The 15,941-nt window shown below is 62.3% G+C and carries 13 protein-coding genes and 1 pseudogene; 6 read left to right on the plus strand and 8 right to left on the minus strand.

Annotated features, from left to right (window positions below; all coding sequences use genetic code 11):
- The 3 genes and pseudogenes from BMY52_RS12050 to BMY52_RS12060 all read left to right on the plus strand — a co-directional run.
- A pseudogene (locus BMY52_RS12050) lies at positions 1 to 280 on the plus strand (IS21 family transposase); the annotation flags it as partial.
- A 162-nt stretch (positions 281 to 442) separates the two neighbouring features.
- Positions 443 to 652 carry a hypothetical protein gene (locus tag BMY52_RS12055; RefSeq protein WP_090254761.1) on the plus strand — a complete coding sequence of 70 codons (210 nt, stop codon included), beginning with the start codon at positions 443 to 445 and terminating at the stop codon, positions 650 to 652.
- A gap of 131 nt (positions 653 to 783) precedes the next feature.
- Positions 784 to 1,716 carry an AraC family transcriptional regulator gene (locus tag BMY52_RS12060; RefSeq protein WP_090254762.1) on the plus strand — a complete coding sequence of 311 codons (933 nt, stop codon included), beginning with the start codon at positions 784 to 786 and terminating at the stop codon, positions 1,714 to 1,716.
- A 105-nt stretch (positions 1,717 to 1,821) separates the two neighbouring features.
- Here BMY52_RS12060 and BMY52_RS12065 read toward each other — a convergent pair whose 3' ends face one another.
- The 4 genes from BMY52_RS12065 to BMY52_RS12080 form a co-directional block, all read right to left on the minus strand.
- Complete coding sequence (locus BMY52_RS12065; protein WP_090254764.1) at positions 1,822 to 2,637, minus strand: CPBP family intramembrane glutamic endopeptidase; 816 nt, start codon at positions 2,635 to 2,637, stop codon at positions 1,822 to 1,824.
- Positions 2,638 to 2,647: 10 nt separating this feature from the next.
- Positions 2,648 to 3,472, minus strand: coding sequence for a MipA/OmpV family protein (locus BMY52_RS12070; protein ID WP_090254766.1), 825 nt, complete (start codon positions 3,470 to 3,472; stop codon positions 2,648 to 2,650).
- A 129-nt stretch (positions 3,473 to 3,601) separates the two neighbouring features.
- Positions 3,602 to 4,453 carry a DUF6544 family protein gene (locus BMY52_RS12075; protein WP_090254768.1) on the minus strand — a complete coding sequence of 284 codons (852 nt, stop codon included), beginning with the start codon at positions 4,451 to 4,453 and terminating at the stop codon, positions 3,602 to 3,604.
- A 53-nt stretch (positions 4,454 to 4,506) separates the two neighbouring features.
- Complete coding sequence (locus BMY52_RS12080; protein ID WP_090254770.1) at positions 4,507 to 4,953, minus strand: hypothetical protein; 447 nt, start codon at positions 4,951 to 4,953, stop codon at positions 4,507 to 4,509.
- A 178-nt stretch (positions 4,954 to 5,131) separates the two neighbouring features.
- Between BMY52_RS12080 and BMY52_RS12085 the strand changes: the two genes are divergently transcribed.
- Positions 5,132 to 5,524, plus strand: a complete 393-nt coding sequence (locus tag BMY52_RS12085) for a PQQ-dependent sugar dehydrogenase (RefSeq protein ID WP_090254772.1) — start codon at positions 5,132 to 5,134, stop codon at positions 5,522 to 5,524.
- A 78-nt stretch (positions 5,525 to 5,602) separates the two neighbouring features.
- On the opposite strand, the gene ppc is transcribed toward BMY52_RS12085, so the two are convergent.
- Positions 5,603 to 8,449: a phosphoenolpyruvate carboxylase gene (gene ppc / locus BMY52_RS12090; protein ID WP_090254773.1), complete on the minus strand. Its 2,847-nt coding sequence runs from the start codon at positions 8,447 to 8,449 to the stop codon at positions 5,603 to 5,605.
- Entirely contained in the window at positions 8,449 to 9,897 is a 1,449-nt protein-coding gene (gene glgA, locus BMY52_RS12095; RefSeq protein ID WP_090254775.1) for a glycogen synthase GlgA, read from the minus strand. The genes ppc and glgA overlap by 1 nt, the downstream gene beginning before the upstream one ends.
- A 189-nt stretch (positions 9,898 to 10,086) precedes the next feature.
- On the opposite strand from glgA, the gene pgi reads away from it, so the two are divergent.
- Complete coding sequence (gene pgi, locus BMY52_RS12100) at positions 10,087 to 11,763, plus strand: glucose-6-phosphate isomerase (protein WP_090254776.1); 1,677 nt, start codon at positions 10,087 to 10,089, stop codon at positions 11,761 to 11,763.
- A 342-nt stretch (positions 11,764 to 12,105) separates the two neighbouring features.
- On the opposite strand, the gene BMY52_RS12105 is transcribed toward pgi, so the two are convergent.
- Complete coding sequence (locus tag BMY52_RS12105; protein WP_090254778.1) at positions 12,106 to 13,602, minus strand: SLC13 family permease; 1,497 nt, start codon at positions 13,600 to 13,602, stop codon at positions 12,106 to 12,108.
- A 201-nt stretch (positions 13,603 to 13,803) separates the two neighbouring features.
- Between BMY52_RS12105 and fbp the strand changes: the two genes are divergently transcribed.
- Positions 13,804 to 14,835, plus strand: a complete 1,032-nt coding sequence (gene fbp, locus BMY52_RS12110) for a class 1 fructose-bisphosphatase (protein ID WP_090254885.1) — start codon at positions 13,804 to 13,806, stop codon at positions 14,833 to 14,835.
- A gap of 24 nt (positions 14,836 to 14,859) precedes the next feature.
- Here fbp and queG read toward each other — a convergent pair whose 3' ends face one another.
- On the minus strand, positions 14,860 to 15,924 hold the full coding sequence (gene queG / locus BMY52_RS12115) for a tRNA epoxyqueuosine(34) reductase QueG (RefSeq protein ID WP_090254780.1): 1,065 nt from the start codon (positions 15,922 to 15,924) through the stop codon (positions 14,860 to 14,862).
- Positions 15,925 to 15,941: the final 17 nt, after the last annotated feature.

Raw genomic sequence — 15,941 nt, forward strand, 5'->3', positions numbered from 1 at the left:
GCTCATCTGCACCGCCCTGGGTGCCCGAAAGCACCCCCAGCAAGCCTACCGTTCCTGTCTGGGCATCCTCCGCCTGGGGAAGACGTTTGGTGATGCTCGGTTGGAGGCCGCCTGTCAACGCGCGCTGACGCTGGGGACGTGCCGCTACAAGAACATCGAATCCATCCTCAAACACCACCTGGATGAACAGCCTATGGAAGAACAGCAGGAGTTGGCCTTACCTGATGGCCACGACAACATCCGCGGCCCAGCCTACTACTCCGGTTCGCCCGTGAAGTGAGCGATGCAGTAGGGTCGCCAGCAGCAGGAACCCACCGAAGCGACTCAGGAGCGGCTCAATGCCGCGCCTGAGCGCCGTAGGAATCTCCGGCCTTCAGGCCGGGGAGGATGTCAGAGTCCCGAACAGTGAAGTTGGGAGTAGCTGTTAGCCAAGACGGCAAGGGTGTCCACCGCAAGGTGGAATCTGAAGGAAGGAAGCCTGCGGCAAACCGCTGAGCCGAGGAACACGAACCTCACCCTGGGCGAGACCAAGTTCGTCATTGAGGAGGGGCTGACGGTCTCCGGTCTCCACGCCCTTGGCGACAACCTTCAGTTCCAGCGCCTGCAACTTCGTCGGGAAAGCGGGGTGGGCAACCGTTTGGGCGATCCCTAGCGGGTCCACCGAACGCGCAGCCGGTTTGACGACAGGCCCCTATGGGAGTAGACGCGTACTTGGGATGTACTGATCTGCCCTAATGTGCTAAGAAAGTTAACAGTCGACCTGCCACTCACAGACCGAATGCCATGTCTCATACGGAAGGACGTGACAGACTCTTAGTTCTCGCCGAGCAAAGCGAGGATCAATCGTGGGCAGATTACGGTTCGCAAGCCACCAAGCACCCCCTGCTGACTCACTACATCGCCAGCTACACGTATTCGGTAGGAGAACTAAAAGAGCATGACAGCAAGCTGATCACCCGCGCCTACCCCACGCTGATGACACAACTCTATTTTGAGTTTCATGGGGGGCTGAGCGAAATTCACGGCGAGAACCACGGTTTCGGCCAGCATGGCCCGGTTTGTATCGGCAAACGCTCTTACGTCAAGCTTGGTTTGGGGGGGTGGTTTGATATCTATCAAGTCCCCAGTACCCGCCAGGCCCGGCCGATTAAAAATCTGAAGATTGAACTTTATCCAAACGCTTTGCATGAACTTTTTAATCTCTCCCCTAATGAGTTGCTGTGGGAGGATCTGCAGTTGCCCGATCTGGTTGGCGCAAGGATTAGCAGCTTGATCCTGGAAGAGATGGAATCCGCTCAAACGGGCCAGGAGATGGTCGAGGTTGCTGAACGCTACCTTCTCGATCACATCATCACCCAAAATAGACTGAAAAGTAAATCTAACACTCCCTGTGTTCCCGAATTGGAAGATCGACTTGACCAATTGGCCAGGCGGACTGGCAAGAGCGAACGTTGGCTGCAAAAACGCTACCGCGATGTCTGCGGTATGACATTTAAACAGATGCAAAGCAACGTGAGGTTTCACAAAGCCCACCACATGCTCTGGGCAACCCTTTCCAAAGGCCAGGCACTTAGTTTAAGTCAACTGGCCTGTGACTGCGGCTACTATGACCAGCCCCATTTTATAAAGGACTTTAGACGCTATACCGGCATGACGCCAACTCAATACCTTCAACAAAACCTGAATCAAGAGCGCCAATATCTTTGGTACTGGTAGAGCCGGGTTACAATTGAGCCGATCGAAAAACGATGACAAAACCTGGAGCGCCAAACAGGAATTCGCAACCAGGCCCTGCCGCAAGGTTTTCGAGCACGCCACAGGTTACTCTTTTCTTCGCAGAAAAAGCGGCCTCTGAAGCAGAACAATGATGACCACAAATACCAGTAGCACCAGGGTTTGAATGGACTTGGTTGCTTGAGTCATGCTCAGCATCTCTTGAGAGATATTGATGACAAAATGAAAGATGACAGCCGCCAGGATGCTCCGTCGATTGATGTGACAGACCCAGCTAATAATCACCCCCAGGATGACAGTGCCTACAAAGAAGTTAACCGCAAACCAAGGATTTTTCTGAAAGATCTCGTACTGATAGGAGTCATTCACCCACAGCAAGGGCAGATGCCAGAGCGACCAGAACACACCAAACATGATCGACGCGGCCAAAAAGGTCCGTCCCTTTTCTAGGCTCTCAAAACCATAGCCCCGCCATCCGACCTCCTCAAAGATTGCCGCCAGCCACAGCAACGCCAGAACAGGGATGAAGCCGGTGCTAAAAGAGAAGGCTCCCGAAAACTGGAATTGATCTGGAGAGCCTCCAGCCAGCACAGAGAGCGTGATGGCAATCAGTACCGAAAGCGGCATGAGCAGCAATGTGCCAAACAGTACCCCTGGGTTGATCAGTCGAAGGCTGAAGCAGCGGCGAACAAAGTCCTTTGCCATGGCCGGATCTCTTTGCCGCCAGATCAAAAGCGCCGCAATGATGGCTGGCATCATCAAACCAGGCAGCATCGGCACCATATAAAAGGCATGCCATTCAGGCTGAAAACTCATGTAGCCACCGACACTCCACAAAACAGTGGTGGTTACCAGTACCGTAAAGAAATAGAATTTAGGGTGATAACGGAACGCGGAACTCATGCTCGACTCCTTAAAATTGGTAAAAGATTCCGCCATGGGCAGCCCACTCATCGTGGCGTTCTGTTAGAGGGCTTTCTTTTACGGTCCCACTGAATGTCTGGTACTCGGTGGAAACCAGCAATAGGAGTCGTGGACTCAACTGCTTAACGGCATTACAGCCAGCAATAAGGATATGACTGGAATCGGCACGGTATGCCGGTCTTGCGGCCGTGGCCTCACCCGGTCGAACACCAAAGTAATAGTGGGTTTTATCTCTATCCCAGTGTTCGGCACCGGTGTACCAAGTGACGAGATAAGTCGGTTTTATAAGGAGGGGGCGCTCGTAATTCACACGTACCGAAGTGCCTTGATGTTTGACAGAGACGTCCTGCATGATTTGGGTGGTTAATTGCCCACCCAACAGGCCAAATTCATGGGCAACGCCTGCCTCCCAGGCACCGTAACGCCTGGCCATTCCGGCTAGCGCACTACTGTCATCGCTCTCGTAGCCATCGAAGGTTCGGCGCACCTCTACAGCCACTTGGTGATTCTCGCCGTTGAAGAAGCGGTAACCGCCACGTACAGCCTGCCAATAGAATTGGTCATACTCGGCGATGATCAAGGGCAGTTGATGAAACTCATCCCCTACATCCTGGTAATAGCTCGTATTAGCGGAAACCACCCAACCCAACTGAACGTTGCCTTGATCTGCCAGGGCCGGGATGGCCAGGCCGATGCTACCCACAAAGACCATGCACTGCTGCAAACTCAATTTCATTGCTCTACCCTTGATCTGTTTGAAGTCCTGAGGATAGAAAGAGGAGGGTGGAATGGATTGTAAAAATGCGAACTGCATCGCCGACGACACCGATCAGCATGGATGACCGCAGTCGGGCTCTCCGATGCGATGAGCTGTTCCGGGCGATTACCGACCGGAAGCCACAGCGGCAGATCTACGATGGGCGAATGATCCGTGAGCCGGCGTTCAGAATTTCACGCTGGTGAGGCGAGCCCGAAAGAACGGGGCATAGTCGGGCGTACCGTAGAGGTTGCCAATCTCCATCATGGTGGGGATGGTGAAGCCCTGATGGGTGGCGTGCGCTAGCATCCGCCCGCCGAAGGGTTGTAGACGATAGGTCCGGTCCGGATTGGCATCCGACCAGCGCTGTGTGGTTATCTCCAGGACTTGGCCGGAGGCGTCGAGGGTGAGGTGAATGGGCTCCACCTCCGGCACCTTCGCGAAGCGGACCTCCGCCTGATCCTGTGCCGTCTGCCTCCACACCACGCCAAACTGCGGTAGGAGGGTGGCTGGTGACCACACGGTCTCCATCACCATCCGCGCCGCAGCGGCCCGGGCATGGTCTTCGGTGTCAACAACGCGGGCAACTGGCAGCACACCCCACAGCCAGAACCGGGTCCAACTCGTCTGGCCTGCCCGATACCCATCCGACCCGGTAAAGCGGATCCAGCCCGAGCCGGCACGAGCGCGCCAGACGAACCCGCGCGGGGGGGCAATGATCTGGTCGCCGTGCATGGGCATCTTGCGGCCGTTCAGGATCAGCGAGCCTTCCATCTCCAGTCGCGCCACCCCATGCAGCGGTGTGCCTGGCGAGATGGCGCTGGCGAAGTAGCGCTGCGCGATCTCTGGCAGATCGGCGACCATGATCGGATCGAAGGATTCGGGCATGGGATCTCGCTGGGTCAGTAACGCGTCCCAGACCGCCTGCGTGCTGCGGCCATCCCGCGTGCTACCCCTCAGCCCCATTGCGATCCCGGTCACAGCTGCGATCAGGACGACCGATCCGAACGCCTTCAGCAGGGTCATTGCAAGTGCCATCGAACCTTCCCTTCATGACTCAAGGTAGCAAAAAGTTGCCCAATGCCCCTTGCTCAAGCCGCCTGCGCGCTCGAGCGCGATGTCCAGGCGAACAAAAGCCCGCCCAGGGCACCGGCCAGCGACAGCGCCAGGATACCCGTGTGAAATCTTGATGCGCCGATCATGGTGACCGGAAGCAGGTGGTTCATGATCACCAGGGCGACCGCAATGCCGATGGCCCCGGCCAGGGTGTGGAGCAGGGTGCGGGCTTCTGGCCACAGTCGCGCCAACAGGCCGCTGACGGGCAGGGCGATCAGAAAGGCGGCCACCACCAAAACCCCGTATGTGGGGGCAAAGTTTAGCAGGTCGTGGGCGGTGCTCTGCAGTCGCAAGGACCCGTTCATCGGGGCTCCCAGTGCCTGGATCATGGCCAAGTTGAACTGCGTCTGGATGATGCTGCCCAGCAATGTGGCCAGGATGAGCCCCGCAAACCACGCTAGAGCCGTCTTGACTCGCTGCATGGCATCCTACCCCCTATGATGCTGCTGCCGTGATGGCCCTCAAGGCCTTGCATGGGTATTCTTGCAGGGAATCCGAGCGAAATCACGGTGCCGCCATGACCACGCGACGGATGAAGGCATTACCTCTGGTCCTGATGCTGCTGGCGCCCCGCTCCTGGCCGGGGACTACCGGATCGAGATGGTCGCCTCGGGGCTGGAGCATCCCTGGTCCCTGGCCTTTCTGCCGGATGGTCGCATACTGGTGACCGAACGGGCAGGGCGCCTGCGGGTGATTGAGAATGGGCAGCTTTTAGCGGCGCCTGTGGAGGGCGTGCCCGACTCCTTCGTGCGCGGTCAGGGGGGCCTGCTGGAGGTATTGCCCCCTCCCGAGTTCGAACAACACCCCTACCTTTTTCTGACACAGGCCGTAGGGGAGCCAAGGGCCAACACCACGCGGCTGATCCGGGGGCGATTGGATGGCAACACCCTCACGGAGGTGAAAATCCTGTTCGAGGCCACGCCTGATCGCACCCGACCGGTGCACTATGGCGGTCGCATGGCCTTTCTGGACGATGGCACCGACCACGCCTAAGTATGGCTGTTTCTCCCGCCGGTGCCAGTTTTTTACCTCCTAACTGTCTATCAGTTATCGGTTTTTTCTGTCCGCTGGTCAACCGGTATTGCGCATGCCCGCGGCAATGGCATTGATGGAGCGCAGCAGCGGTGATATCCAGGGATCCTCCGCCTTCTCGCCTTGGGCGTGCAGTGCCCGATATCGGCGCAGCAGGATGATCTGGATGTGATTGAGCGGATCCAGATAGGGGTCACGGCGGGTCAGTGACAGGGCCAGCCTGGGGTTTTCCTCCAGCAAAGAGCCAGCGCCCGAGACCGCCAGCACCTGAGCCACCGTACGCTGGTACTCGTCGCGGATGACCTGATAGATCCGCTGAGCCTGGTCCTGATCCTGGCACAACTCCGCGTATTCCTCGGCAATGCCCATGTCGGCCTTGGACAAGGACATCTGACAGTTGGACAGCAGGGAATGGAAGAAGGGCCATTCCCGGTACATGGACTGCAGTTGAGCCAGCCGTTCGGGGTCATCGCCGTGCCAGGTCTCCAGGGCCGTGCCGATCCCGTACCAGGCGGGCACCGTGTGCCGGGACTGGGCCCAGCCGAACACCCAGGGGATGGCCCGGATGGAACTCTTGGAACGCTCCGCCTTGCGCCGATGTGAGGGCCGCGAGCCGATGTTCATGCGGCCGATTTCCTCCACGGGCGTGGCCTCGTAGAAATAGTCCAGCAGGCCGGGTGTATGGTCGGTGAGATCCCGGTAGGCCTGCTCGCCACCCTTGGCGAGGGCATCCATCACGCCGAGGAAGTCGGGGTTATCCTGGCCACCCTGGCCGATCAGGCCCCGGCTGGCCTTGATCAGGCCGGTGGCGCCGATGCTCAGCTCGTAAACCGCAGTCTCCACGTTGCTGTACTTATACGACAGCACCTCCCCCTGTTCAGTGAATTTGATCTGGCCCTGCACGGTGCCGGGCGGCTGGGCCATGATGGATTCGTGGGTGGGGCCACCGCCCCGGCCGATGGTGCCGCCCCGGCCATGGAACAGACGGCATTCCACGCCATGGGCCTGGGTGATGTCGATGATCTTGCGCTGGGCCGCGTAGAGGTTCCAGGCAGAGGCCAGGATGCCGCCATCCTTGCATGAATCGGAATAGCCCAGCATGACCTCCTGACGGTTACCGGAGGCCTTGAGCAGGCGTGCATAGACCGGATCACCCAGCAGGGAAGTCAGCACTGACTCCACGTGATGCAGATCCTCGATGGTCTCGAACAGGGGCGAGACCCGTACATGACAGACATCGGCCTTGGAACCCTCCCCAGGCCCCAGGCAGGCCAGCCCCGCCAGTTGGGCCAGCAGCATCACCTCCATGACATGGGATGCGGCGTGGGTCATGGAGATGACATAGGTGCCAATGCCGTCGCCACCCACCTCTTCGCGCAATCGGGCCATGGTGTGGAAGACGTCCAGGGTCTGGCGTGTCTCCTCCGACAGGGCCTGGGGATCGTAGGCCAGATCATTTCGGGTGAGCAGGCGTCCCAACAAGGCCAGACGCGTGGACTCATCCTGGGCGTTGTAATCGGCCTCCTCGCCCGCGTTGGCCAGGATTTCGGCGACGGCGGCCGTATGCACCAGCGATTCCTGGCGAAGGTCCAGGTGATGCAGGTGGAACCCGAAGGTCTCCACCAGGCGGATGAGATCGGTCAGGTCCGCACCGGCAATATTGCCGTCGCCATGGCTTTCCAGGGATTCGCGGATCACATAGAGATCCCTTAGCAGGCCCTCGGGGCCGTGGTAGGCGGACCGGCCCGGCAGTACGGCGGTCTCGCCCTCCAGGCGGCGGCGCACGGTGTTCAGGGTCTCGGAGAGCCGGTGGCGGATGAAGTACAGCTTGCGACGGTAGGGCTCGGTCTTCATCTCATTGAGCCCCTCCCGGAAAACCACCGAGGCAATGTTGTCATCCTCGGCCAGGCTGTCCATCAGGGCCTGGGTGGGTTGGCACATGAGAGAGGAGTGGGTCAGCACGAAGCGCAGGTCGTGCACCCGCCTGAGATACTCCGATAGCACCTGTTCCATGGCCAGGCGGCAGGCCTTCTCGGTGACCGCCGGGGTCACGTAGGGGTTGCCGTCCCGATCACCGCCGATCCAGGAGCCGAACCGCAGCAGGCTGGGGATACGCACCGTGGGTCGTCCTGCCTCGTCCGTGCCATAGGTACGGCGGATGGCCTTCTCCAGCAGCCGGTAGGTGAGGGGTACGGCGGTGAACAGGCTCTCCACATAGTAGAACAGCCCGTACTTGATCTCGTCCAGGACCTCGGGCTTGGTCACCCGTACCTCGTTGGTGCGCCACAGCACCTGAATCTGGGTTTCAAGATGACGAATCACCTCGCGTCGCTCCTCGCGGCCGATGCGCCCCCTGTTGAGGGGCTCGGCGGCCAGGAAGATGCGGCGCTGGGCCTCCATGATGGTGCGTCGTCGCGCCTCGGTGGGATGGGCGGTGAACACGGGCATGTACTTCACCTGCTCCAGCAGGGACTGCAACCGCTCGGGGCTGACCTCGGCCGCCTTGAATTCCCGCACCGTATGGTCAAAGGAACCCAGCCACAGGGGGCCGCCCCGCGTGACCTGGCGCCGACGCTCCCGGTAAAGAAAATCCTCTTCCGCCAGGTTGGCGAGACTGAAATAGATGCTGAAGGCCCGGATGATGGTTTCCAGACGGTTTGGGTCCAACTCGTCAATCAGCTGCATCAGGCGCGCGCGCTTCTCCGGGTCTTCCTGCTGGCGCAGGGCGACGAAACCGCGCCGCAGGGTTTCCACGGCACGGAAGACCTCCGGGCCTTCCAGACGTCGGATGATGTTGCCCAGCAGCTTGCCGAAGAGTTTCACGCGCGCCCTCAGGGGTTTGTCCCCAGGGCTGCTGTCCTGTACGCGATCTGGCGGTTGGGTCATCAGCGGGTCAACTCCCGGTAGAGTTCCTGGTAGGCCTGGGCACTGCGGTCCCAGCTGAATTCCTGGGTCATGCCCCGGTGCATGAGTTCACTCCACTGGGCCTGGTCCTGGTACAGGGAGAGCCCCCGGCCAATGGCCTCGCTCAGGGCTTCGATGGTGGGTGCCTCGAAGACGAGGCCGGTGGCCGTGCCCTCGGCCAGGGTCTGGGCATGGGTGTCCACCACCGTGTCCGCCAGCCCACCGGTGCGGCGCACCAGGGGCAGGGTGCCGTAGCGCAGGCTGTACATCTGATTGAGGCCGCAGGGCTCGAAGCGCGAGGGCATCAGGAAGATGTCCCCACCGGCCTCCAGTTGGTGGGCCAGGCCCTCGTCGTAACCGACCTGCAGACCCATGCGTCCGGGGTGGCGTGAGGCCATGGCCCGGGCGCGGGCCTCCAGGTTCCTGTCACCACTGCCCAGGATGGCCAGCTGAATCTGGCCAGCGGCCAGCAGTGGCTCGCAGGCCGCCAGGATGAGGTCCACGCCCTTCTGGGCCACCATGCGGCCCACATGGACCAGCAGGGGCCGATCCGGCAGCACCTCCAGACCCAGGCGTTCCTGTAGCCGCTGTTTGCAGATGGCTTTGCCCGCTGGGTTGTCCACGTCGTAACGGGCCGGTAGCAGTTTGTCCTTGCTCGGGTCCCAGTGTCGATAGTCGGCACCGTTGATGATGCCCGTCAGATCGTGGGCCCGGGCGTTCAGCAGGCCGTCGAGGCCATTGCCGAACTGCGCCGTCTGGATCTCCCGCGCGTAGGTGGGGCTCACGGTGGTGAGATGGTCGGCGAAGACCAGACCGCCTTTGATGAACGAGAGCTGGCCATGGTATTCCAGCCCGTGAAGATCCCAGAATTCCGGCGGCAGTATCAGGTCCTCCATGGCATGACGCGGGAATAACCCCTGGTAGGAGAGGTTGTGGATGGTGAACACCGTCGCCGGCCGATTGGGGTGCTGGCTGAGTAGTGCGGGGGCCAGGCCCGTCTGCCAGTCGTTGCAGTGCAGGATCTGCGGTGCCCAATCCAGACCGGCCTGATTCATGGCCAGCTTCACCAGGGCCCGGGCAAACACCCCGAACCGCAGGTGGTTATCCTGCCAGTCACGACCGTCCGAGGCCCGGTAGGGGTCGCCGGCCCGGTCGAAGTGCAGCGGGGAGTCCACCAGGTAGAGCTTGACCCGGGTCTTGGGCAGCACCCCCTCCAGGATGCGTACCGGGGTATCGCTGCCAGGGATCGGAAACTCGGCCACGGGGCTGATCTTGCCAGCGGCCGCCACCGCCGTGGGATAGGCGGGTAATATGAGCCGCACATCGTGCCGCAGTCGTTTGAGGGCTGGCGGCAGGCTGCCGCACACGTCTGCCAGCCCGCCGGTCTTGATCAGCGGGTGGGCCTCGCTGGAAGCGAAGAGGATGCGCATGGTGGTGTCTGCCCCGTCCGTTGGTGCGTGACGCGGGCATGGCTCCCTGATGGTGGTTGATGTTGTCTCCCATCATAAAGAAATAACGATGGACGGGTGAACCGTTGAGGGGGTGGGTGGGTGTTTTGCCGCTGTCACCCGCCTCTTGTATCTTGTCGAAAACGCTCTCAATCCATCCCGGGACACCCCATGACCACGCACTCCCCCAACAAGACCCAGGCTTGGCAAGCCCTGGAGAGCCATTTCGAGGCGATCCGCGACGTGCACATGCGCACGCTGTTCGAGCGTGATCCGCAGCGCTTTCAGCGCTTCACGGTGCAGTTCGAGGACATGCTGCTGGACTACTCCAAGAACCGGGTCAACGAGGAGACGATGGATCTGCTCATGGGGCTGGCCCGCACAGCGCGCGTCCCCCAGTGGCGGGAGGCCATGTTCGCGGGCGAGGCCATCAACGCCACCGAGGGCCGCGCGGTGCTGCACACCGCCCTGCGCAACCGCAGCGACCGGCCGATGACGGTGGACGGTGAGGACGTCATGCCCGGGGTGCGGGCGGTGCTGGCCCGGATGCGGGAGTTCACGGAGCAGGTGCGCTCCGGGGCCTGGACGGGGCATACCGGCCAGCCCATCCGCCATGTGGTCAATATCGGCATCGGGGGCTCGGATCTGGGGCCGTTGATGGTCTGCGAGGCCCTGCGCCCTTACGGACACGAGCGCCTGACGATGCATTTCGTCTCCAACGTGGACGGCACTCACCTGGCCGAGACCCTGGCGCGGGTGGACCCGCAGACCACCCTGTTCGTGATCGCCTCCAAGACCTTCACCACCCAGGAGACCCTCACCAATGCCCATAGCGCCCGGGCCTGGCTCCTGGAGCACCTGGGGGATGAGTCGGCGATTGCCCGGCATTTCGTGGCGGTGTCCACCAACGAGCCCCAGGTGCGTGACTTTGGCATCGACCCGCGGAACATGTTCGTGTTCTGGGACTGGGTGGGGGGGCGCTATTCCCTGTGGTCGGCCATCGGTCTGCCCATTGCCCTCTATCTGGGCATGGGCCGCTTCGAGGAGCTGCTGGAGGGCGCCCACGCCATGGACGAGCACTTTCGCACCGCGCCGCTGGAACAGAACCTGCCGGTGATCATGGCATTGCTGGGTGTGTGGTATGTGAATTTCTTCGGCGCCCATACCCAGGCCATCCTGCCCTACGACCAGTATCTGCACCGTTTTCCCGCCTATCTGCAGCAGGGGGACATGGAGAGCAACGGCAAGTCGGTGGATCGCCAGGGTCGCCGCGTGTCCTGGCACACGGGGCCGGTGATCTGGGGGGAGCCGGGCACCAATGGCCAGCACGCCTTCTACCAGTTGATCCATCAGGGGACGCGGCTGGTGCCCTGTGATTTCATCGCCCCCTGCCGGTCACACAACCCCCTGGGCGAGCATCACGCCATCCTCATGTCCAACTTCTTCGCCCAGACCGAGGCCCTGATGTGTGGGCGCACCCTGGAGGAGGTGAGCGCGGAGATGCGCGCCGCGGGCATGGAGGAGGAGCGCATCACGGAACTGGCACCGCACCGGGTCTTCGAGGGCAACCGGCCCAGCAATTCCCTGTTGTTCGAGCGCCTGACACCACGCACCCTGGGTTCGCTCATTGCCCTGTATGAGCACCGGATCTTCGTGCAGGGGGTTATCTGGAACGTGAATTCCTTCGACCAGTGGGGCGTGGAACTGGGTAAGCAACTGGCCCGCACGGTGCTGCGGGAGCTGCGCGACCCGGATCCGGTGGAGGGGCATGATGCCTCCACCAATGGCCTGATCAACTACTACAAACGCTGCAGCGGCGAACCTGGGGGCTTCCAAGGAGACAACTGACTCCGTAGGGGCCGTTCGCGAACGGCCCGCGCGGTGTGCCCGGGGTCAACGAGCTTGAAACGCTGCAGCGGCGAGACTCCGGGCTTCCAAGGAGACAACTGATTCCGTAGGGACCGTTCGCAAACGGCCCGCGCGGTGTGCCTGAGGTCAATGAGCTTGAAACGCTGCAGCGGCGAGACTCCGGGCTTCCAAGGAGACAACTGACTCCGTAGGGGCCGTTCGCGAACGGCCCGCGCGGTGTGCCCGGGGTCAACGAGCTTGTGGCGGGGGTGATGATATTGGCTGCCCCCGCCGGGCGCTTCTCGAAGCGCCCCTACGAGAAAAAATAGGGAAAACCATGGTCTATGCCCCGCCCCCCAGCAGGGGCATGGCCAGCCCGAAGACCGCCAGGGTGACCAGCACGATCGAAATCAGGCTCAAACGCCACCCCGCGTTCACCATGTCCGGCACGGTGATGCGCTCGCTGCTGAAGACGATGGCATTGGGGGGCGTGGCCACCGGCAGCATGAAGGCGCAGGAGGCCGCCAGAGCCACGGGGATGGCCAGCAGTAGCGGGTCATGACCCAGGGAGACCGCCAGGGAAGCGGCCAGCGGCAGCACCGTGGCCGCCGTGGCCGTGTTGCTGGTGACATGGCTGAGCAGCATGGCGCTCAGGGCCACGACACCCACCAGGGTCCAGGTAGGCCAGTTGCTGAGTTGGCTCAAGGCCGTGGCCACATGGTCCGAGAGGCCGCTGGTGCCGATGGCAGTGCCCAGGCTCAGGCCACCACCCACCAGGACCAGCACGCCCCAGGGGAGTTGACGGGTGGATTCCCAGTCCAGCAAAAACTGGTGGCGCTTGAAATTGGCCGGGATCAGGAACAGGGCCAGGGCGCCGGCAATGGCGATGCCGGCATCAGTGATGGCCATGCCGGGGAAGGCCTTCTCCAGCAGGGGACGACAGATCCAGGCCAGGGCAACGCCCAGAAAGACCAGGGCGACCCGCTTTTCCGGCGCGGTCATGGCACCCAGTTGCGAGCGCTGCTGCTGCAGCAGGGTTTCAATGCCCTCGACCGGCCGTGGTGAGACCGGGAAGGCCCAGCGGCACAGCACCCACCAGGTGATGATCAGCAGGGTGATGGCCAGGGGCAGGCCCACCATCATCCACTGCACAAAGCCAATGTTCACGTCGTAGTTTTCGGTCATGTAGGCCGCCAGCAGGGCGTTGGGCGGCGTGCCGATGAGGGTGGCCATGCCGCCGATGTTGGCGCCAAAGGCGATCCCCAGGAGCAGGGCCAGGCCCACGTTGCGGATCTGTCCGCTCTCGACGCCCTTGTCCTCCAGCAGCACCAGCACGGAGATGCCGATGGGCAGCATCAGGGCCGCCGTGGCGGTGTTGCTCACCCACATGCTCAGCCCGGCAGTGGCGGCGATGAAGCCGGCCACCAGATGATCCAGACGCTTGCCCGCCAGGCCCAGGATCAACAGGGCGATACGTCGGTGCAGGTTCCAGCGCTGTATGGCCAGGGCGATCATGAAGCCGCCCAGAAACAGGAAGACCATGGGATTGGCGTAGGGCGCCGCTGCCTCGGAGATGGTGCTGGCGCCCAGCAGGGGCAGCAGGGTCACCGGGAGCAGCGCGGTGGCCGGGATGGGGATGGCCTCACTGACCCACCAGATGGCCATCAATGCCGTCAGCGCCGCCACGGCCCAGGTCTCGGGTGCCATATCGCCGGGCGGGCCCAGCAGCAGCATGGTGGCAAAGACGATCGGGCCCAGTGCCAGGCCCAGCCTTGGACGCCACAGGGATGGCTGCGGCTTGGGTGGCGCGGGCGCAGTGGTGTCCTGGGATTCGCTCATGGTGATGTATCCGTTCGTGTGTCAGTCGGTTGGATTGTAGACCGGGTTGGACCGGTGGTGTTGCATTGCAACATCTTCTGCGTCGTCAATGCACCCTCTCCAGGTGACCGCTTCGGGCTGAGGGAATCGCTCTGATGGCTTTACCCGTGGGCTGCTTGGTATATCCTGAGCCCATTTCATGGCATTCATACGGGCAAAATGATGACAACGGCGACAGACAGTTACAACATCACCACCCTCAACGAGTTTGTCATACAGCGGCAGGCCGATTTTCCCTATGCCAAGGGTGAGTTGTCCCGCCTGCTGCACCATGTGGGGGTGGCCGCCAAGGTGGTGAACAAGAAGATCAACAAGGCGGGTCTGGTGGACATCCTGGGCCGGGCCGGAGATGTGAACGTCCAGGGCGAGGATGTGCAGAAGCTGGACCTGTTCGCCAATCATCACTTCATTGCCGCCCTTCGGGCCACCTCGGAATGCTGCGCCATCGCCTCGGAGGAGGATCAGGAGATCACCGTGTTTGACGATGGCCTCTCTCGGGACGCCAAGTACGTCTTCTGCATGGACCCGCTGGATGGCTCCTCGAATCTGGACGTGAATGTCTCGGTGGGCACCATCTTCTCCATCTACCGCCGCGTCACGGAGCGGGGCGAGCATCCGGACCTGTCGGACTTCATGCAGCCGGGCACCGAGCAGGTGGCCGCGGGCTATGTGATCTACGGCTCCTCCACCATGCTGGTCTACACCACCGGCAAGGGGGTGCACGGTTTCACCCTGGACCCCACCATTGGTGAGTTCTGCCTGTCCAACCCGAACATCATGACTCCCGAGACGGGCACCCTCTACAGCATCAACGAGGGCAACTATGCCCATTTCCCCCAAGGGGTGAAGAAATACCTCAAGTACTGCCAGGTGGTGGACCCGGACACCCATCGCCCCTACACCTCCCGCTACATCGGCTCTCTGGTCTCGGATTTCCATCGTAATCTGCTCAAGGGTGGGATCTTCCTTTATCCCTCCACCCAAAAGGCGCCCAAGGGCAAGTTGCGCCTGCTCTACGAGTGCAACCCCATCGCCTTCATCGCCGAGCAGGCCGGCGGCAAGGCCAGCGACGGGGTCCGTCGCATCCTGGAGATCCAGCCCGACGATCTGCATCAGCGGGTGCCGTTCTATGTGGGGTCCCGATCGATGGTGGAGGATGTAGAGGCGTTGCTGGCGGAATATCCGGGAGAGTGATGAGGGAGCGGCGGGCACGAGGCTTCACTTGGCCAACCGCTCCAGCGCCCACCGCACATGCTCCCGTACCAGCTCCGAGGGATGCCCCGCGCGGGCCTCCAGGGCAGCCGTCACCTCCCTGGAGGGCCCGGCGTTTCCCAGGGCCACGGCCAGGTTGCGTAACCATCGCTCATGGCCGATGCGACGGATGGCGGAGCCTTCGGTGCGCTTGAGGAACGTGGCCTCGTCCCAGGCAAACAACTCCACCAGCGAGACATCGTCGAGCCCGTGGCGGGCCTCAAAGTCCGGCTCCGCCCCCAGGGCGGCGCGGCGGTTCCACGGGCAGACCAGCTGGCAGTCATCGCAGCCATAGATGCGGTTGCCCATGAGGGGGCGCAGGGGTTCGGGGATCGGCCCGGGGTGCTCGATGGTCAGGTACGAGATGCACAGTCGGGCATCCAGCTCAAAGGGCGCCACGATGGCCCCCGTCGGGCAGACATCCATGCAGGCCCGGCAGCGACCGCAGTGTTCGGCCCCCGGCGGGTCCACCGGCAGCGGCAGGTCGGTGTAGAGTTCCCCCAGAAAGAACCAGGAGCCGGCCTCGCGGCTGAGCAGGTTGGTGTGCTTGCCGATCCATCCCAGGCCCGCCTTCTCGGCCAGGGCCTTCTCCAGGACCGGTGCACTGTCCACGAAGGCCCGGTAGCCAAAGGGGCCGATGGCCTCTTCCATGCGCGTGGCCAGGGACTGCAGACGCCGGCGCATCAGCTTGTGATAGTCCCTCCCCAGGGCATAGCGGGTGATGAAGGCCGCCTCCGACTGTTCCAGCACCTCCCAGGCATCCCGAGCCCCGGCGGGCAGATACGGCATGCGCACGGAGATGATCCGCAGGGTGCCCGGCACCAGTTCCGGGGGGCGCGCACGCAGGGTGCCGTGGCGCTCCATGTAGTTCATCGTGCCGTGGCGGCCCTGTGCCAGCCAGTTGAGCAGGTGGGCCTCGTGTGCACTCAGGTCCGTGTCGGTGATGCCCACGGCATCAAACCCCAGCGCCTGGCCCCAGGTCTTGACCTGGTCGGCGAGGGTCTGTGGGGAGAGGTGAGGGGGGATGGGCATGGCCAAAGACGGGACGA

This window comes from Ectothiorhodospira marina (genome assembly GCF_900109495.1).
In the GTDB taxonomy this organism is placed as follows: domain Bacteria; phylum Pseudomonadota; class Gammaproteobacteria; order Ectothiorhodospirales; family Ectothiorhodospiraceae; genus Ectothiorhodospira; species Ectothiorhodospira marina.